The following is an 18,430-nucleotide window of genomic DNA, read 5'->3' as shown; positions in this document are numbered from 1 at the left end:
TTAAAAATCTTTAGGTGTATTCCAGCCATACCGCCGGGAAAAATCAGTTTTTAGAAACTCAAACAATTCGTCTTCACTCATGCCCATATGCCGTAACTCGATTGCCTCCGCAGCGCAGCGTAGCAGTATGCAAAAGGTGTAAACCTCACTGTAACCATCTACAACTATTTTCACCCCATCGGGCTGTACTGTAGTTTCCCATATAGTACACGCTTCGTCTGTTATGCGGATTTCAATTTTATCGCCGCCATGTTGACCACCGTAAACTTCATGTTTAAGGTATAGCCTCAAAATATTACTATTCATCGCCTCAACAATGATGTAGCCATCCTCCCTTGAAATATCTAAATGAACTGTGAACAACATAGCTCTAATTTTTTCTGGTTTTCAAACTGCGAAGAGTAATTCGGATGATAGCCGGGCACCTGGAACATGTCCTCTCTAAAGTTCTCATAGAAAGCACCGGGGTAGAGACCAATTACATTGATTTTGGGTAGCGGGCGATTATGCATGGTTACCCCTCCTTCTTGTAGACACATACTGATCGGCATCCGATGCTATTTCAGTATTCGTTTTATGTCTGCCCGACTTTATCCAGTCGAGCAGGTCCAGCCTGGAGAAATACAGCCTTTTACCCTTTTTTGAATACGGTATATCCTTTCGGCTTACCAAGCCATAAATGGTGGGTACAGATAGTGATAGCAATTCAGCTGCATACTGGATTGTCAGCACTTCGTCGGTTTCGTGCGTTTTCTCGTCTTTCGCGCGTAATAAAAGCTCAATGTTGTTTACGCGGTTAAAAAGCTCTGAGATCGCTCTAGGTAATTGGTCGAATGTTGTTACTTGCATTGCTATGAGTTTTTAATTCTCCAGCAATACTATTGCGTTGATGAGCCTTATTTAATTTGCGGGCAAAGCGGGCAAAAAGACAGGCAAAACAGGCAAAAGAATTTACCAGTTTTGCTTTGTTTTGTTTGGTTTGAAATAAGACTCCACACCCTTCTGGTCCCAGTTGTCAAAGCAATCAGTTACCAGCTTTATATATTTGAGCTTCCTGTTAACGTCATTATATTGGGTAACAGCCAGCTCGTAAAACTCATAAAATCTTTTTATTATGAAGCCCTTTTCTCCTGTTGCAAAATTCAATGTCTGCTTTGGAATATAAGTGTGGTTCAAAAAGGCTTTTTGCAGGAATAGGGAAAATTGCGTTTCTGTTAGATAGGGGCGTCCGTTTTTACTTTTCCTCCGCGTCAGTACCATAAAATGTTCAGCTGCAATCGCGATTGGTATTCCCTTCCAAAATGCGTTTTCATGTGTGGATATTTCCTCCACGGATATAGTACTGACGGGACGCTGATGAACGATTGTTTGTTCAGTAAGCAGTAATGCAAGTTCTTTGAAATAGGATTTTTCATTCTGAAGCCATTTTTTAATTATTTGCACATACTGGCTTTCGCCATTATTATAAGTAACAAGCAGCTCATTTTGTCTTATCCTGTGGCTTTCATTCACAACTTCAATTTGGCGCCCGCGTATATCCGAAACTGTTCCTTTTTCAATAAGCTTCGTACTGTCTATATAGCCCAATACTTTTTTAGTTACTTCCACTAAGTATGCTAGCAGTTCGTCCTGACTTGCGATTCTTGCTTTTGCAGTACCTAAATAAGGGTTATACACTGTCCGCCCTGACAATATCGGAACTGTTTTATCAAAATGAGCACGCAGGTTGCTGAAAGCGGTTAGCTCAAACGGAAATGTTTTAAGCCATCTGTTGTAGATATCTACTAGCAGATTAATGTCCGTGTAACGCTGCATATCAGCGCCGTCCTTTTTATTGTCTTTGAACAAGCCCAGTAACTTATCACGCTTTGTTTCTGTCATTCCTTGCATCTGCCTTCCCTTCAGCCAGTGCACTAAAGCGTTTTCAAATACATGCTGTCCAATACCAGGATGCCCAAAACTGTGATTGTTATAATCAATGTAGTTAGCAATATCTTCAAACCAATTATCCTCCTCGATCTTATTAACTATGAAGTGCTCAGTGTAGGAAAGCTGGTTTACTATTTTTGTTGGCAAATTCCTGTACAATTCCTTTGCAAACTGTTTTGTCTTCAACAGTTTCTTGTGGCCGGGGCAACAGTTGGGGAACTTGTTATAAAAGTCCGTAGAGTCTTTGATGACGCTACGGTGGAACTCGCAACAATTAGGAAACTTGTCGGGTGCATTATAACCATCGAGTGGTTTCGTATCAAACGGACTGAAAGTAAAATGATCTGCTTCTATCTGGATAAAATGTTCAGGCATTACGTAAAACTCATTTTTTACTGGCGGATTACTCCACATTCGTCAACCCAACGAAGTTCACGTTTTTGCGAATACTGGCGGTTTACTTATAAGTGAAAAACTGGGGTAATACACACTTAATTCCCACTTCATGAGCGGCCACAATTTCCTTTTTACCCAAATATTATCTATTTTATCGCTGCGTTTCCTGCTTATGGACTATGTCTTCCATGAGCAATTAGCGTACTTTAGCCCTTTTTTTTCATTACTATGACTGGACAACAACTCGCTGCCCTGGAGAAGAAGCTGTGGGAAGCTGCAGATCAACTGCGGGCGAATTCGAAGCTTACTGCTACAGAATATTCCTTCCCTGTTTTAGGACTCATTTTCTTGCGTCATGCTTATAACCGCTTTATTACGGCGAAAGCAGAGATAGAGAAAACATTACCGCGCCACCCTCAAAGAGGTATACGGACGCTTACTAAACATGATTTTGAAAATGCCAGGGCTTTGTACCTACCAGAGAAGGCTCGCTGGGATTATCTGGCGCACCTCCCTGAGGGTGCCGATATAGGTGAAGCGCTCGACGAAGCCATGCGTCAGGTAGAGTACGAATACGAAGCCTTGAACGGTGTGCTGCCGAAAAACTATATCCTGTTCGAGAAAGATTTGATGACAGAGGTAGTGCGCATCTTCAACACCGAAGAACTTGACGATGTGACCGGTGATGTATTCGGGCGAATCTACGAATACTTCCTTAACGAGTTTGCCAAGAAGGGCGCACAGGAGGGTGGGGAGTTCTTCACACCGCCAAGTTTGGTAAACGCCATTGTGGCTATTATAGAACCCGATCACGGGACGGTATTTGACCCGGCCTGCGGATCGGGTGGTATGTTTGTGCAGACTGGACATTTCCTGGAAAGCGAAGGTCTTGATCCGGCAAAGAAGGTGACTTTTTACGGGCAAGAGAAAACAGATACCAATACTCGTCTAGCTAAAATGAATATGGCCGTGCACGGGCTTGATGCCAAAATTGTACAGGGAAATAGTTTTTATGAAGACCACCACAGCCTGATGAGTAGCTGCGATTTCGTAATGGCCAACCCACCATTCAACGTAGATGGTGTAGATAAAAGCAAAAAGGCTGTGAAGGAGGACAAGCGGCTGCCGTTTGGTCTGCCGAAGAATGATAATGCTAACTACCTCTGGATACAATACTTCTATGCATACCTGAACGAAGCGGGCCGTGCCGGCTTTGTAATGGCCTCTTCGGCATCAGATGCCGGCCATACTGAAAAAGCGATACGCGAAGAGCTAGTGAAAACAGGTGCCGTAGATGTCATGGTGTCCATCGGTACTAAGTTCTTCTATACGCGTTCGTTACCTTGTAACCTCTGGTTTTTCGATCGGGCAAAGGAAAAAGACAAAGAGCGCCGCGACCGGACGCTCATGCTAGACCTGCGTGATGTGTACCGCAAAGTATCGAGCAGCCTACACGATTTTACCGACGAACAACTGCAAAATATCAAAGCCATTGTGCACCTGTACCGCGGCGAGAAGAAATATTTTAAGCAATTGGTGGCAGACTATAAGGAGCAAATCGAGATAGGGCTGCAGGAAGCTATTGATGCCACCACACGCTTGCAAGCACACAAGCTCAAAACTGAAAAGCTTTCCGTAATTTTTGATAAGCCTGCATTTAAGCCAGAAGCGCTAAAAAAGACAAAACGCAACATGGCTGCCTCTTTCAAGCAGTTGGAAGCCGAAGCCAAAACGCTTCTGCAAAGCGACGAGGTGAAAAAAGACCGCCAACGCCGTAATGCTACCAAAGACTACCTTGACGAGGCATACACTATTTGGAGCGAGCTGGCTGAGGGCCTTGACCATGCCACCTACTTCCATAAAGAATATACATGGCTTATGTCCCGTTTCCCGAATGGAGAGTACAACGACGTCCCTGGGTTGTGCAAAGTAGTAAGCCGCAAAACAATCGCTGCTAACGACTATAGCCTGACGGCAGGGCGTTATGTTGGGGTAGCATCTGTTATTGACGAAGATTTCGACTACGAAGAGCGCATGGGTGAGATAAAATATGAACTACAAAGTTTGAATGCGGAAGCCGTTAAGCTTGAAAAAGTGTTAAACCAAAAATTTGAGGAATTGGGAATATGAAATGGCATCAAATACGAGTCGGCGACTTTGGGACGGTAATAACTGGGAATACTCCCCCAAAAAATAATCTGGAATATTACGGCTGTGAATATAAATTCATTAAGCCAACAGATATGGAAGTTGGAATGCGTTATACTCCGTTCACAGAGGAGTGCTATTCGCAATTAGCCCACGAGAAGTACAAAAAATCGTTAATCCCACCGTTATCAACTTGTGTTGTTACTATTGGCAGTATTGGGAAAAAGATCACCTTAACCGACGACTACTGTTTTGTCAACCAAGCAGTAAATGCTGTTGTTCCCGACACTGCCAATTTTGATCCATATTTTGTCTTTTATGCATTGAAAAACATTTTGCATAGAGTAAAGGCTGCGGATACCGGGGCGTCATCTGGTCGGGAAAATGTGAGCAAAAGCAATTTTTCAAATTTGACCTTGTCAGTGCCTGTCGACAAGATCGATCAGCAAAAAATAGCCTCCATCTTATCTGGGTATGACGACTTATTAGAAAACAACACCAAACGGATAAAACTGCTAGAAGAAGCCTCGCAGAATATCTACAAAGAGTGGTTTGTCAACTTTCGCTTTCCGGGGTATGAGAACGCTAAGTTTGAAAATGGATTGCCCAAAGGGTGGAATGTTGTGCCACTAGCAGATGTTATTGATTATAAAGAAGGGCCGGGCCTGAGAAATTGGCAATACAGGAACGATGGCATTCCATTTCTAAACATCAGAGTATTGAATGGCGGAGAAATTGATTTCACTGACATTAACTATTTAGAAGAAAGTGAAGTAGAGGCGAAATACAAACACTTTTTACTAGATGAGTTTGATCATGTGATAAGTACCTCAGGAACGCTCGGAAAGGTTGTTACAATACGAAAGTCACATTTGCCATTATGCTTAAATACAAGCATTATTCGAATGCGACAAAAAAGCGAACGATATGGTAAATGGCTAATAAGAGAGATGATCAGGAGTGACAATTTTCTTAATGAAATGAGGTCAATGGCAACAGGTTCGGCCCAATTGAATTTTGGCCCAAAGCATCTAGAAATGATGAATGTCGTTGTTCCCGAGCTTGAAAAATCTCGTTTGTTTGAGAATATAATCGACCCATTTCAATTGAAACTGCTTTTGTTGCTTGATAAGAATAAGCTATTGAAAGAAGCCCGCGACATTCTCTTGCCGCGCTTAATGAACGGCACCATAACAGTAGATGCAGCTGTGGAGGAATTTGAAGCAGCTTACTGAAAAAACTATAACCTATGACGACCTCAACTATCCTTAGCAACGCATCTTACGGTAAACGACAGGAATTCATGGCCGTAGCTGAATTAATACGCAGGGGCTTTGACGTGTATTTAACATTGGTTGACGACAAAGGAATAGATTGCATTATTAGGAAAAGCGATCAACGTTATCTTGATATCCAAATAAAAGCGCGCTCAGCAAAGATTGAGGCCAAAAACTACGGCTATTTTCCATTGCTGAATGTACCATCCAATAGAGATAATCATTTTTTCGTGTTTTATTCGGAAAAGGCAAATGAATACTGGGTATTGCCGTCAGAAGAAATTATCAGACTGGCAGAGGTCGATGGCTCTTGTGCCCACATAGCGCTTTCTGGAAAAGACATTGGCAAATATGCGATAAGGTTGACCGGAGTCAGCAAAGGGGAGGCGGTGCCTAAAAAGCAATTTGCAGCGTATCAAGGTGACGAGGGTTTTAAATTATTAAAATAATGGGCGGCTACTCAGAAGACAAGCTCATAGAGCAAACATGTATCACGCTGTTCGGCAAAAAATTGAACTGGCAAACCTTAAATGCGCAGAAAGGTGAAACCTTCGGCGCTGGTAGTTTGCTGGGCAGAGATTCTGAGGCTGATGTGATACTGAAAGACCGGTTTTATGCAAGTGTAAGAGAATTGAACCCTAATTTGCCGCAACAGGCCTACGATGCGGCTTATGAGGAGCTCACCAGCCATAGCAGCTCAAAAGGCCCGGCAGAAATCAACAACGAGAAATACAACCAGCTAATAGACGGCATTCCGGTCACCTACAAAAATGAAAAAGGGGAGGTGGTCAAAAACAAGAAGCTGCGTGTCTTTGACTTTGACTCTCCTACCAACAATGACTTCCTTGCTGTGCAGCAACTGTGGATAGAGGGTAGGTCGAAACGCAGGAAACGGCCCGATATCATCGGCTTTGTCAATGGCATACCACTGCTGTTTATAGAACTGAAGGCCCATCACCGCAAGCTAAAGGTTGCCTACGAGCAAAACCTGAACGATTATAAAAGAACCATCCCGCGACTATTTGATTTCAACGCCTGCATAATTCTGAGCAATGGCATTGAAAGTAAGATTGGCACTATCACCAGCGACTTTGGGCATTTTCACGAATGGAAGCGAATAGAGGAGGATGAAAAGGGCATCATAAGTCTCGAAACCATCATCCGCGGTGTATGCGAAAAAGTAAGGTTCATTGACCTGTTTGAAAATTTCGTACTCTTTGATAGCAGTGTAGGTGGAGTGGTGAAGCTAGTAGCGCGCAACCACCAGTTTATTGGCGTCAACAAATCCATCAATCATTTTGTACACCAGCAGGAGCGTGTAGAACAAGGACAGATAGCCCAACAGGACGCGCAGCGCCTTGGTGTGTTCTGGCATACGCAAGGCTCGGGCAAATCATATTCAATGGTTTTTCTCTGTCGGAAAATCAATCGTAAGCTCGGGGGCGCCTACACCTTCATCCTGGTTACCGACCGTGTAGAGCTTGATAAGCAGATATATGGGACATTTGCTGGGGTTGGCGCAGTTAGAGACGATAGTACCCGTGCAGAAGACGGTGACGATCTAAAACGCTTGCTGAAGACCAACGAAAAATACATCTTCACTCTTATACACAAATTTAACTTTGATGAGGTAGCCACTGAGAGGAGTAACATTATCGTTATTTCTGATGAAGCCCACCGTACCCAGGGGGGCACCATGGCAATGAATATGCGAAAGGCATTACCCAATGCATCTTTTATCGGCTTTACCGGCACGCCACTGTTTAAAGACGATGAAATGACGAAGAGGATATTCGGTGGGTATGTATCGATATATGATTTCAAGCGCTCCATTGAGGACGGGGCGACTGTACCACTTTACTACGAGAATCGCGGCGAAAAGCTAAAGCTGGATAATCCTAAAATAAATGACGAGATACGCGACGCCATTGAAGCTGCAGATGCCGACAGCGACCAGAAAGAAAAGTTGAAACGGCTGTTTGCCAAAGATTACCCTATACTCACCGCAGAAAAACGCTTGCGATCTATTGCCAAAGATGTAGTCGAACATTTTAACACCCGGGGATATAAAGGTAAAGGCATGCTCGTAACGCTGGATAAGATTACAGCAGTGCGCATGTACAATTATATTACTGAGGAATGGGAAAAATACCTGGAGCGACGTGAGAAAGAAATAGATGCTATCAACGATTTGCAGGAGCAACTAACAGAAAAAAAGAATTGGCAATGGAGCCGCGATACCGAAATATCGGTGATCGTTAGCCACGAACAAAACGAGATTGACAAATTTGAAGACTGGGGTTTAGATATTGAGGCGCACAGGTTGAAAATGAATACTCGCGACTTGGAAACAGAGTTTAAAGACGAAAAGAATCCGTTCCGGTTTGCAGTAGTCTGTGCCAAATGGATAACCGGCTTCGACGTAAAAAGCCTCTCTACCCTCTATCTCGATAAGCCGCTGAAGTCCCACACCCTCATGCAGACCATAGCCAGGGCAAACAGGGTGCATGAAGGCAAGAATAACGGCCTGATTGTTGACTACATAGAGACGTATAGAGCGTTGCTGGATGCATTGGCCATTTATGCCATAGGTGGCAATAAGAAGAAACCATTGGAACTAGAAATGCCAGTAAAACCGCTGGAAGTCCTGGTGGCTGACCTCAAAGAAGTAATAGACGCAACAGTTAGTTTTTTGAAGGATGAAGTAAATTTTGATCTTGATACTATCATTAAAAGCGACGGGCTCGAACGCATTGCTGCCATCGAGAAAGGCGTTAATGCAGTGTATTTGAACGACGAAACAAAAAACAAGTATGGGGTGCTGGGCAGGGAAGTATTCAAAAAATATAAAGCCCTGATGCCTAATGACGCTATTTACGGTTTTAAGCCCCAAAGAGACGCAATAAATGCCATATACGCAGTTATTGCCGACAATAGGGACGAAGCCGACGTGACGAGCATTGTAAAGCAGGTGCAGGACGTTGTAAATCGTTCGATAGAAAGCCTAAACATTGCTATGCAACCAGTAGAAGGGTATGGCAATAAGGTAGACCTCAGCGGGCTGGACTTCAACAAGATCGAGCAGGAGTTTTTAAAGCTAGAAGGCAAGAAGCATGTAGCTGTACAATCATTAAAAGACCGGGTGGAAAAGCGCCTACGCCGCATGCTGGCCGAAAATCCTTTCCGTATCGACTTTCATGAACGCTATCAGGAGATAATAGCTGAATACAACAACGGTAAAGAGTATAAAGCCATAAAGGAAATATTCGATCAGCTGCTGGCATTGTACGGCAGCCTGGATGAAGAAGGCAAGCGCGCGCAACGCGAAAACCTGGAGGAGGACGAGCTAGCGGTATTCGATATGCTCGGCAAAGGCAAGAAAATAACCGACAAGGACAAAGTAGCGTTGAAAGATACAGCGAAACAATTGCTGGCCAGGTTGAAAGACGAAGAGTTTAAAGTGGAACACTGGGTAGATAAACCTCAAACTGCAGCAGCTGTGCGTGTAACTATTCAAAACTACTTGTTTGAAACATTGCCTTACCCAGCTTATAGTGAAACAGACATTGCAGGCAAGACCGATGTATTGTTTAACTTTTTTAAGGGTAGATATGCTGGGTATGTAGGTGTTCCAGCCGCGTAGCGGGCATTGATAAAGGCAAAACGTTTTGTCCTAAAATTTTAGTGGGTAGTGACAAGGACATTTATATAAATGCTGAAATTGATTAGAATTGTCCTTTTTAACATATTGATTATCAAACAATTATCGACCACGTCAATTGAAACGCAAAAAATGAGAAGTGCCATTTACTAGTAAGGAATAAAATTTATAAGGGCAGCGTGACAACTAATCAAACGATAAACGAACAACTTAGGTTCAATGAGTTTCTGATTGCAGTGATCAGGAAAACTGCTTTTGCGTCAGGTAGTCAATTGTCTGAGCTTTTAGTTTCACAATTTCAGATCTCAAGTGAGTATGCTAGAAAAATTGTTCAACGAGCTTCGACCGCGAAAATTTTAAAATCTTCCAAGCCTTATACCTTTGGTAAGGGCCAATATATATATGTACTACCAAACAATGAGTTGGAATATGACCAGGTAATGGAAATATGCAAGAGGTCTAAACCGCCAATGTACAGGCTAATGGCAAGCATCAGAAAAAACAGCGGAATAGTATCAAAATATGACGCCATAAAAATTACTGGTGCACCAAAAGGTAAGAGTTCAACCAAGGTTGAAACAATTGATGATATACTAAAACTCTTATCGCGTATGGACTTCGTCTATGAGGCGAAGGATCATAGAGATATAACTTACGTAATCAAGAAAGAGGATTTTGTACGTCTGCCGGAATCAAATGAAAAGGAATTAATGCAATCATACTATAACCGTATGACGATGGACTGCAGTCTCATACCAGATGTTTTGAGATGGATGAATAGCATAAATTTATTTGATAACAAGACAAGCGTGCCGATTTACAGAAATAAGAAAATGCCTGCCGTTGGCGCAAGTCACAATAATATTTTATGGGATGCATATTGCTATACAAAAACCACCGGGATTAACGACATACTCGGTGCTGCTGCTAATACAACTGACAAACAAACGATGGTTGCGCTCGATATAGTATTATCAAGTGAGTATAGCGAACTTATGCTTGATGGCTTTTTGAGCAGAATTCAAATCAATCGTAATTCGGTCAAAGGCGCGAAGAGAAAAATCTTTCCGATAGTGGTCTATAATGATATTTCTGAATTAGTGCTGAATAAATTGAAAAAGCTTGGCATTCTTGCTATTGATATCGGGTCAATTTTCGGAGCAAAAATTTATTCCGTAATACAACGCTTAGGCGAAATAGATGATAAGCTACTATATTCATCTAATAACGTTGAAACGACTGTTGAGGCCATATTACAAGACATACGAGATGCAGGACAAGAGGATGCTTTAAAAGACTTAAAAGGTGTCTTATTTGAAGCGCTGATGTACCCTTTAATAAAAAACCTTTATCCAGACGCGTTGATAGAAAGAGGACGCACTCTGGCCATTCAACCTGCCAATGGCGAAAAAGAGTATTATGAATATGACTACATAGTGCACTCAAACCGACCAAAGGAGCTAGTGGTAATTGAATTGAAGGGCTACAATTCTGCCGCCGCAATATCTGTAGGGGACAAGAATACAAAATCGACCCTAGGGTGGTTCTTCAGGCGCACATTGCCATTTGCAGGAAAGTTTTTTAAGGATAAAATCGCAGATGGAATGACTCTAAAAGGCATCTATATGACTACTGCTAATTTTTGGAAGGAGGCCCAGGATTACATTGTTTTGATGAACAAAGGCAAGCTTAAGCCGAGAGCATTAAGCACTGGATATTCGCGGGTAGATTTAATAGCTCTTCTTAATGACAAAGGTTTTGAGAAGGAAGTGCAGATAATCAACAAATTTTATGTTAAGCAGGAAGAAATTTAGAGCGATATGATGACTATGAATCTACAGGTCTGCCATTTTTCTGCCCCATTTAGCTAGTGGTATCTTTATACCAATGCGAATGTGCATTTGGCCCCTATTTGTACCTCAAGCCTTCAGAATAGGCCACCATGGCCAAAAGTTACATTTTGTATCGGAAAGTAATATCCGGGGTAATCGCAATACCTGACATCACGAAGCAACTGTAGCTATGAATTTTAATGAATATCATTGGCACGACTCAATAATAGAAAATATTCAAATAGACAGGAGTAATCCAGGGAAAGAGGACACCATTAAGTTTGAAATAGAATGGTCGGAAAGTCATGGAAAGTCTGTGCTCTCTTTTGAAGAGGTGTATTGGGCTATGTTCAATCTAAATTTTGGTATTATCGCTAGTGAAACAATTTTGGATGCGTGTCAATTGGATGATAATAACGAAGATCTAGTGAATTTTTATTCAAATTGGAAAGGATTAATGAATAGCGTACCGCTGAAAACTTTTCACATAAACCTTAATTCAACAGGCAGCCTCATAAATATTATTGCAAGGCGATTTACGATTGATAAAACATAATCTCGCTGACGCAAGTTTTGTGTATCTTTTACTTCAGCGTAGCGTCTCCTGCATAGGATCTCGCCGAGATCAAGGATCCTTCAACTGAGTTCTGAACCAAGGCTTGGCAGCAATGGGAAGATTGTACAGTCTATAGCTTTAAAAATGCCCCTACTTCAGTAAGTGCCTTCACCATATGTTCGGCGGTGTCGTGCCTGTTCCAGTCCCGCTGCAGTTCACACGCCAATTGAGCAATGCTAATCAGCCGGGCGCCACCCTGTTCTACTCTTCTCAACGCCGTTTCATGTGCAAGAACCGAAGTCCCTCCAACCGCATCCACGATAGGATAAACCTCGAACCCCTCCTTTATAGCGTCCAACGTTGGAAATGTAAGACAGGCTTCCGTCCACAAAGCTGTCATCAGTAATTTCTTTCTTCCTGTAGCCATTACAGCTTCATAAAACTGCTGATCTTCCCATGCATTGATGGTGGTCCTGTCTATAGAAGGAATGTTCTGCAGTATGTTCTTGAGCGATGGTATTGTTTCCTTGTTAATACCCGTAGCCACATTTACCGTAGAAAGCACAACAGGTATTTTAAACGCCATAGCCAGTTCAGCAACTATACCAATGTTCGACACAAGCTGCTTTCTCGGCATCGAATTGATAGAATTCACCTGCACAGGCTGATAATCTATAATTAACAGGGTCGTATTAGCTGGTGTCAGCAAATGATCGTTTGCCACGTCACGAACGGGATAACTGCTCATAAGTAGTAATTTTTGCTTAGCGATCGATCAAACTGTGTCCCCTATTTCAAAGTCCTAATTCCCTTGGTATCGCTTCTACTAATTTAACGATGTTTTCCTTAAACGTAGTGTGAGAGTGCTCCCATTGACATGCAACGGATTGTAAGCTGCAGGTCATGTTCAGGTTTAAAATTGTACCTTTCAATAGCGTGGCTTTCCCAGGTTTCAACTCAAAGATCCTGCTATGTTTTTAAAAAACTTTCTTTTCAGCGCTATTGTCACATGTTCATTGCTTAGCGCAGGATGTCGTTCAAATACCGCAAATAATGCTGATACTACGAGCGACAGCATACCGCCACCAACATTTGATACTACCGACCATAGTACAGACGGGTTGAGTGCGGATACCTACGAAGGTGCCATGTACGCGATGATGAAAAAAATGAAAGCGGCGCAAATGACCGGGGACTTTGATGTAGACTTTGCGAAATTGATGATAGAGCATTCCCAGGGTGCTATTAAGCTCAGTGATATTGAGTTGAATACCGGCAAAAACGATGAGCTTAGGGAGGTGGCGCGGAAGATCGTTGATGGACGACCGGATGAGGTCAGCCAACTTCAAAATTTCGTGCAGACTTACCAGGGATCAGGAAAAAAGCATGGAGCAGGCGAACTGCAGCGATCTATGTCGGACATGGAACATAGGCTGGAAGGCCTTACAACTACAGCCTACCCCGATAAGGACTTTGTGCTAGTGATGAGAATGCACAACGATGGGGCTATCGACATGGCAAAAAAAGAGCTGGCTAATGGCATGAGTGACACGCTGAAAAAAATGGCGCAAAAAATAGTCGATGAATCAATTCGTGAGATCAGGGAGTTGGAAAAATTCAAAAAGTAGCAGTTATCGTTTTTTTTAAAGCGTCCGGTATTTCCACCTGCGACCACATGAACACAATGAGAGATATCACAAACGTTATTAAGAACGCCATATCTAAAGATGTAGCTTGGGCAGTCGATTCTTTTTTTTCGGTTATTGAAAAGGTACGTAATGAAAGGCTGACTATTTCTTTTTGGGAGGGAGAAGAAAACTGGGCAGGTATTATTGCAAATAACGAAACAGTTGGCTACATATGGCGCAAGCATCCACTGGTTTGATAGCGTCTAAGTATGCCCAAGATCTTAAGGACAATTTGAAAGAGTATCACTACATTGACTTCATTGAGGTGAGCAGCATGACTCAACCAGAATTCCAACTAGATTATGATGAGCTCAATAACTATATAGATTTCGGATTGAATGCCAATAGCTTTTCTGCAGATGACTTATGGTTTCATACAAATGCTGTTTAATTTCGCTATGCATGTTTCACCTGATAATAACCTACAATGAGACTAACACTATTACTACTTCTTCTTTCCATCATTGGCATCAGCGCCTGCAACTCCAATGAAACGAAGAACCAGCAAACATCACCCGCGACAAGCAGTCCCGCAAGCGACCCAGCTACCCGGTTAAATGATTTTTATTCAGCCTACATCGCCGAAAAAGCAAAAGCCGCTGAGGATACGGGAAGGATAAGCGGCCTTTTCCGGGAGTATTGTACAGATTCATTTACACGGCACCTGGACCGTGTGTACGCGCACGGCGAATTAGAAGCCGATCCTATTATAGATGCACAGGACTTTGACCAAAGCTGGATAAAAACACTTACCGTTCAAAAGAATGGTGGCGATGGCTACCAGGTTTGTTATGTAGACACATACGACAATCAAAAACACTGCCTTGATGTACACGTAGTAAATGAGAATGGTAAGTGGAAGATCAATAGTGTGGTAAGCAGCATGTGACAGCCCATGAAAAAGAAAACGGCCATAATCAAAAATGCTTTCTTCAGTTTGTTTGTTGCTGCATGTACTAATGCGCAGGATAAGAACGTTACTCAATTAGCCAGCGTGCCTGACTCTCAATCAGCGCAAAAAGATACTACGATCACCTACGATATAGAAGGTGTAAGTACAGAAGGTGCCCGGGCAGAAGTGAAGTATGTGAATGGTGAGATATCCGAAAGCACTACAACCATCTATGGCGAAATGGGCAAGGCCACTGTAGTTTACAAATTTGAGAAGGACAGAATAAAAGTATCCGAAACTCAATACGCATATCCAACACATGTAGTAGACCTTAAACCTGATGATAAGATAAAAGCGTCCAAACAAAGCATCTATTATATTGATCTTGACGGGAATGTAATCGGCGAACCGGTACCAGACAGAGTGGACATTTTCAAGGAGTTTAAAGAAACAGTTGCGTTTAAGCTGGAGTAAAATTTCGGACTACTGCAGGTCTTCAATAACTGAAAATTTTTTATCATTGTCTCGAACACACATAAACCCATGCGCGCACTATTTGCTTGTTTTCTGCTGCTTGCAGCTACTAACTTAAACGCCCAAGAAGAAACCAAAGGATTCCTTTCAGCTACCAACTACACAGCCGGGAATGCTAGCCAGCTGGCAGACGTCAAAATAAGGAAGGGTAAACTACCCAACGTACCCGGTGAATTCATTTTCCATATTTCTTCAGCCAACTTTAAATTGAACAAGCAGGTTCAAAGCTGCTGGGCACTGGAACGGAATGATTCACTGTTCGTGAATTGTAACAAGATCTTCAGAACGAGTGAGACCAATAAAGGATTGCCTTCCAGCAGGAAGATCACGTTTGAGCGCGATATCTATTCCTACATACTTTTTCGCTCTGCAAACTATTTGCACTTCAGGGCAGGACGTACCAACACTTTCGGCATTCCGTCGCCTTACGTAGACAACCAGAACTACGCTGGCGTGGTAGATGCCGTGCTTGCAAGCGGTGCCAACGGCGCAATGGCTGCAAGCGACGACCAAGTGTTATTTCACTACCTGTACGATCTTCATACCGGCAAGATAACCTACTTCAACCGCGGAGTAATGAGAAATTATCTCAAAAATCCGTCATATCCGGAAGACACCGCTTTTACCAGGTACGTCGGTAAACTTATTGCTGCGGAAAAATAAATGCAACTCCCCCACCTGCTGGCGCAAGTCTTCCACAGGATGACTTGTGTCTATAAAATTGTTAGGACAAGTATACTAGTATAAAGACAGTTGTCAAGTACGTCCACAATAAAGCGAAGGCCACGTGGACGACTGTTTCAAATAACTTGCCACGCCATAGTGTCGGCGAATAGCCAAAAAACTGGACAAGCAACCTTGCACCCCAAAAGCAGGACAGGCCCAGGCACAAAGTTCTTCCAAGCGGCGTCTCCACTACCTCCTTTGCAGAAGTAACGCATAGCACGCCGACCAGCAAGACACCGAAAGCGATAAAAAACGTGTGAACGTATAGAATTTGCCGATTGATCAGGCTAAGCTGCATCGATTCCTTCTTCCATTCAAAATACCTTGGGAAGATGACATGAACTATTGAAAGCAATATCAATAGCGTTCCAGTTATTTTAAGATGTAATTCCATCGTTTTTAAGGATAAAAGTTGTGATAAATGGCGTTATCCTGATCGTTCTTTCTACTCCCAGGCCCGCCAACCTAAAGGTGGTCAACCAAGACTTGCGCGAATGAAAATGAAAGCATCCGATGTTATAAACCAGAAAATTTGCAGTGTCCCTCAAATGTTCCGTCACAACGATGATCCCCCCGGGTTTTAATATCCTGGAAACCTCAGCAAAAAAAGAGACGCGTTCCTCCGGGTTTCTGATTTCATGTGCGGACAGTATTATGAATGCCACCTCGGCATATTTATCGTTTAGCTGAAGCGCAGCAGTATTTACTTTTTGCGTGCCCGGGAATTGCGCATAAGCCCTTCTGGCTCTTTTGATCGAAGGCTCCGTATGTTTTTTAGGATCATAAAAATCCAGGACCGTTATCTGCGTATTGCTAAACTTGCCACACAACAACGCGCTTGTTTCGTCAAAACCCGCATGTACATTGACGATCTGGCTACCGGAACTAAGTTTCAGGAAATCCAGCCAGGATAGTTTATACAAATCTGACAGATCATAGATATAGCAGGATACTAAAAGAGATACGAAGGTGGTCCCCAAAATCAAAGAGGCGAGGACTGTAGCGTAGAACTGAACCATGCTGCCCGCAAAACATCCACATACAAGTAGTGCGATTGCTATAAAACCCGAAATAGCATACAAATGCCAGTTAAACCTTACAATATTGAGTACTCCCTGCAGAGGTTTTCTTATCCGTTCCATGACTCCAGTTTTCCTTTTTCCCAATGGTATGGGACGTCACTAACAGCAAAGGCATTCGCCAAAACCGCATCATTCAATCCGAGTTCTGCCAACATCGAAACATTCCACCTATTGACCCTTATAGGCATTGGATCCCAATTGCTTCTTACTCCTTGAACGATCAATACGTTTTTTGCATCTGGCAAGTAACTAAATGTAAAGGGTAACGGCCCAGCAAATCGCCGCGCTTCTTTCCAATCGGCAAATGGAGAACCTTCAGGTAATGGTATATCCATTCCTGGCATTCCCAATTCAATTTTTAATCCACCTTTTAGGGAACTGACCTGAACCTCATCTTCGGTTTTCGTCTGCGTGATATCAATGGTAGAATAACGATAATGAGTAAACGTGTTACCCAGCAGCTCCATCCTTTTCTTATCTGTTTGCGATCTCAGGATATACAACCCTCTCAATCTCTTTCCACTATTGTTCTTGTATCGCACAAAAACACGATATCCTATAAGGAAGAAATCATTTCCCATTATTTCAGGAAAACCTTTGGGACGCAATTTGCTAGTTTGCACCAGCGCCACCGCAACAAAAGCCCATTTGTCATCAAAACAATCTAACTTCAGGCATTCTGGAATTAAGGATTGAAGGTCATTTTTGGGAAAGGCAAAAGTCAAAACGATAGAGCTATCGAAAAAGGCTTCGACGGCAAAAGGGTGGTTGCGCAGAAATTGAAACATGGTTAGTTCGAATAGGATACAAGTCTTTTATTTAATGTCGCATGGAAATAGATTAATAATATAAATAGCAAAGCAAAAACTGAATTAAACCTGCCCCATAGCAAAAGGTCCGGCGCAATAACAAACTCCAGAATATTCATCGCCGCGATAATCACTATTTGTGTTATGACATTCAAACGTCTCATAATACCGCTGATGATCCACACGGTCATTCCAACTTCAGCAAAACCAATAGCTATTGTAATTACATGGGCATATTGAACTCCTAAAATCCTCGAAACGATCATTTCATGCCTGGGGACAATATCAAAGATCTTACACAGCCCGTTCAAAAGCCATACTGTTGCAATAAGAAATGATAGAATCTTTGCCAAGTGCGGTTTCATTGTTCAGGTATACCCAAATATATAAAATCTCCATTGCTCGTTGGCACAAGTCTTCCGCAGGATGGCTTGTGCCAGCAAATAATAACCCGGCATCTGACTAGCATTCAGTTGGCACATTCGAGTTTTATTTGATAAAATGATTGAATTATAGTATATTTGCTATAACTAGATAGAAGCGTAAAGCCATGAACACTGTTGCCAAAATGCTTCCCACGCTTGTTAACATTTTGCACTTTTTGAAAAAAGCGCTAACAACGTCAACAAATGTTAACAACGGGCGTGTACTTTTTCAAACAGCCCATGCACAATTGTACACAACACCGAATGTCATCCCGAGCTACCACAGCTGGATGATCAGAAAAAACTTATCGCGAGGGAACCCACGTTGCTTGGGCCCTCTCGGGATAACTACATCGCTCCGGTTATCAGCAACAACTCGGGATGACATCCAAAAAAGCGATAGGGGGTGGGGGTATGGCAACAAATTGACACAGATTGGCCGTCAAACCCGATACAGACAAAGTTTCTGCCAACT

The 18,430-nt window shown here is 42.6% G+C and carries 18 protein-coding genes; 11 read left to right on the top strand and 7 right to left on the bottom strand.

Annotated elements, in window-relative coordinates:
• The 3 genes from P2W83_RS07300 to P2W83_RS07290 form a co-directional block, all read right to left on the bottom strand.
• Entirely contained in the window at positions 1-366 is a 366-nt protein-coding gene (locus tag P2W83_RS07300) for a hypothetical protein (RefSeq protein ID WP_276133054.1), read from the bottom strand.
• 138 nt (positions 367-504) lie between these two features.
• On the bottom strand, positions 505-849 hold the full coding sequence (locus tag P2W83_RS07295) for a helix-turn-helix domain-containing protein (protein WP_276133053.1): 345 nt from the start codon (positions 847-849) through the stop codon (positions 505-507).
• Between the two features lie 102 nt (positions 850-951).
• Positions 952-2,115 carry a hypothetical protein gene (locus tag P2W83_RS07290; RefSeq protein ID WP_276133052.1) on the bottom strand — a complete coding sequence of 388 codons (1,164 nt, stop codon included), beginning with the start codon at positions 2,113-2,115 and terminating at the stop codon, positions 952-954.
• Positions 2,116-2,553: 438 nt separating this feature from the next.
• Here P2W83_RS07290 and P2W83_RS07285 point away from each other — a divergent pair, with 438 nt between their 5' ends.
• From P2W83_RS07285 to P2W83_RS07260, 6 genes are all read left to right on the top strand, one after another.
• Positions 2,554-4,455 carry a type I restriction-modification system subunit M gene (locus P2W83_RS07285; RefSeq protein ID WP_276133051.1) on the top strand — a complete coding sequence of 634 codons (1,902 nt, stop codon included), beginning with the start codon at positions 2,554-2,556 and terminating at the stop codon, positions 4,453-4,455.
• Positions 4,452-5,708, top strand: a complete 1,257-nt coding sequence (locus P2W83_RS07280) for a restriction endonuclease subunit S (protein ID WP_276133050.1) — start codon at positions 4,452-4,454, stop codon at positions 5,706-5,708. Before P2W83_RS07285 ends, P2W83_RS07280 begins: the two co-directional genes overlap by 4 nt.
• A gap of 14 nt (positions 5,709-5,722) precedes the next feature.
• On the top strand, positions 5,723-6,199 hold the full coding sequence (locus tag P2W83_RS07275) for a DUF4365 domain-containing protein (RefSeq protein ID WP_276133049.1): 477 nt from the start codon (positions 5,723-5,725) through the stop codon (positions 6,197-6,199).
• On the top strand, positions 6,199-9,393 hold the full coding sequence (locus P2W83_RS07270; protein WP_276133048.1) for a type I restriction endonuclease subunit R: 3,195 nt from the start codon (positions 6,199-6,201) through the stop codon (positions 9,391-9,393). Before P2W83_RS07275 ends, P2W83_RS07270 begins: the two co-directional genes overlap by 1 nt.
• Positions 9,394-9,590: 197 nt before the next feature.
• On the top strand, positions 9,591-11,225 hold the full coding sequence (locus P2W83_RS07265) for a hypothetical protein (protein ID WP_276133047.1): 1,635 nt from the start codon (positions 9,591-9,593) through the stop codon (positions 11,223-11,225).
• Positions 11,226-11,433: 208 nt separating this feature from the next.
• Complete coding sequence (locus tag P2W83_RS07260; RefSeq protein WP_276133046.1) at positions 11,434-11,799, top strand: death domain-containing protein; 366 nt, start codon at positions 11,434-11,436, stop codon at positions 11,797-11,799.
• 130 nt (positions 11,800-11,929) lie between these two features.
• On the opposite strand, the gene P2W83_RS07255 is transcribed toward P2W83_RS07260, so the two are convergent.
• On the bottom strand, positions 11,930-12,547 hold the full coding sequence (locus P2W83_RS07255) for an isochorismatase family protein (RefSeq protein ID WP_276133045.1): 618 nt from the start codon (positions 12,545-12,547) through the stop codon (positions 11,930-11,932).
• 223 nt (positions 12,548-12,770) lie between these two features.
• Between P2W83_RS07255 and P2W83_RS07250 the strand changes: the two genes are divergently transcribed.
• The 5 genes from P2W83_RS07250 (at position 12,771) to P2W83_RS07230 (ending at position 15,576) form a co-directional block, all read left to right on the top strand.
• On the top strand, positions 12,771-13,427 hold the full coding sequence (locus P2W83_RS07250; RefSeq protein ID WP_276133044.1) for a DUF305 domain-containing protein: 657 nt from the start codon (positions 12,771-12,773) through the stop codon (positions 13,425-13,427).
• A gap of 56 nt (positions 13,428-13,483) precedes the next feature.
• Positions 13,484-13,684, top strand: coding sequence for a hypothetical protein (locus P2W83_RS07245; protein ID WP_276133043.1), 201 nt, complete (start codon positions 13,484-13,486; stop codon positions 13,682-13,684).
• Positions 13,685-13,914: 230 nt separating this feature from the next.
• The gene (locus tag P2W83_RS07240; protein ID WP_276133042.1) at positions 13,915-14,376 is read left to right on the top strand and encodes a DUF3828 domain-containing protein; all 462 of its coding nucleotides are present in this window, start codon (positions 13,915-13,917) and stop codon (positions 14,374-14,376) included.
• Between the two features lie 6 nt (positions 14,377-14,382).
• Entirely contained in the window at positions 14,383-14,853 is a 471-nt protein-coding gene (locus P2W83_RS07235) for a hypothetical protein (protein ID WP_276133041.1), read from the top strand.
• Between the two features lie 69 nt (positions 14,854-14,922).
• A complete protein-coding gene (locus P2W83_RS07230; protein ID WP_276133040.1) occupies positions 14,923-15,576 on the top strand; it encodes a hypothetical protein in 654 nt (217 codons plus the stop codon).
• A 440-nt stretch (positions 15,577-16,016) separates the two neighbouring features.
• On the opposite strand, the gene P2W83_RS07225 is transcribed toward P2W83_RS07230, so the two are convergent.
• Genes P2W83_RS07225 through P2W83_RS07215 form a run of 3 tightly spaced genes read right to left on the bottom strand, consistent with a single transcriptional unit; the run spans position 16,017 to position 17,895 of the window.
• The gene (locus P2W83_RS07225) at positions 16,017-16,781 is read right to left on the bottom strand and encodes a class I SAM-dependent methyltransferase (RefSeq protein ID WP_276133039.1); all 765 of its coding nucleotides are present in this window, start codon (positions 16,779-16,781) and stop codon (positions 16,017-16,019) included.
• Positions 16,769-17,509: a DUF2071 domain-containing protein gene (locus tag P2W83_RS07220; protein WP_276133038.1), complete on the bottom strand. Its 741-nt coding sequence runs from the start codon at positions 17,507-17,509 to the stop codon at positions 16,769-16,771. Before P2W83_RS07220 ends, P2W83_RS07225 begins: the two co-directional genes overlap by 13 nt.
• A gap of 2 nt (positions 17,510-17,511) precedes the next feature.
• A complete protein-coding gene (locus P2W83_RS07215; protein ID WP_276133037.1) occupies positions 17,512-17,895 on the bottom strand; it encodes a DoxX-like family protein in 384 nt (127 codons plus the stop codon).
• Positions 17,896-18,430: the final 535 nt, after the last annotated feature.

Origin of the sequence: Polluticoccus soli, assembly GCF_029269745.1 — a bacterium.
Taxonomy (GTDB): Bacteria; Bacteroidota; Bacteroidia; order Chitinophagales; family Chitinophagaceae; genus Polluticoccus; species Polluticoccus soli.
Note: the sequence above shows the minus strand (reverse complement) of the source record. Positions and strands in the feature narration are given on the sequence as shown.

Excerpts from the sequence above, each read along its gene's own strand:
- P2W83_RS07225 (WP_276133039.1), bottom strand. The coding sequence starts at position 16,781 with ATGGAACGGATAAGAAAACCTCTGCAGGGAGTACTCAATATTGTAAGG.
- P2W83_RS07250 (WP_276133044.1), top strand. The coding sequence starts at position 12,771 with ATGTTTTTAAAAAACTTTCTTTTCAGCGCTATTGTCACATGTTCATTG.
- P2W83_RS07240 (WP_276133042.1), top strand. The coding sequence starts at position 13,915 with ATGAGACTAACACTATTACTACTTCTTCTTTCCATCATTGGCATCAGC.
- P2W83_RS07285 (WP_276133051.1), top strand. The coding sequence starts at position 2,554 with ATGACTGGACAACAACTCGCTGCCCTGGAGAAGAAGCTGTGGGAAGCT.
- P2W83_RS07295 (WP_276133053.1), bottom strand. The coding sequence starts at position 849 with ATGCAAGTAACAACATTCGACCAATTACCTAGAGCGATCTCAGAGCTT.
- P2W83_RS07245 (WP_276133043.1), top strand. The coding sequence starts at position 13,484 with ATGAGAGATATCACAAACGTTATTAAGAACGCCATATCTAAAGATGTA.
- P2W83_RS07260 (WP_276133046.1), top strand. The coding sequence starts at position 11,434 with ATGAATTTTAATGAATATCATTGGCACGACTCAATAATAGAAAATATT.
- P2W83_RS07220 (WP_276133038.1), bottom strand. The coding sequence starts at position 17,509 with ATGTTTCAATTTCTGCGCAACCACCCTTTTGCCGTCGAAGCCTTTTTC.
- P2W83_RS07300 (WP_276133054.1), bottom strand. The coding sequence starts at position 366 with ATGTTGTTCACAGTTCATTTAGATATTTCAAGGGAGGATGGCTACATC.
- P2W83_RS07230 (WP_276133040.1), top strand. The coding sequence starts at position 14,923 with ATGCGCGCACTATTTGCTTGTTTTCTGCTGCTTGCAGCTACTAACTTA.
- P2W83_RS07270 (WP_276133048.1), top strand. The coding sequence starts at position 6,199 with ATGGGCGGCTACTCAGAAGACAAGCTCATAGAGCAAACATGTATCACG.
- P2W83_RS07215 (WP_276133037.1), bottom strand. The coding sequence starts at position 17,895 with ATGAAACCGCACTTGGCAAAGATTCTATCATTTCTTATTGCAACAGTA.
- P2W83_RS07280 (WP_276133050.1), top strand. The coding sequence starts at position 4,452 with ATGAAATGGCATCAAATACGAGTCGGCGACTTTGGGACGGTAATAACT.
- P2W83_RS07275 (WP_276133049.1), top strand. The coding sequence starts at position 5,723 with ATGACGACCTCAACTATCCTTAGCAACGCATCTTACGGTAAACGACAG.
- P2W83_RS07235 (WP_276133041.1), top strand. The coding sequence starts at position 14,383 with ATGAAAAAGAAAACGGCCATAATCAAAAATGCTTTCTTCAGTTTGTTT.
- P2W83_RS07255 (WP_276133045.1), bottom strand. The coding sequence starts at position 12,547 with ATGAGCAGTTATCCCGTTCGTGACGTGGCAAACGATCATTTGCTGACA.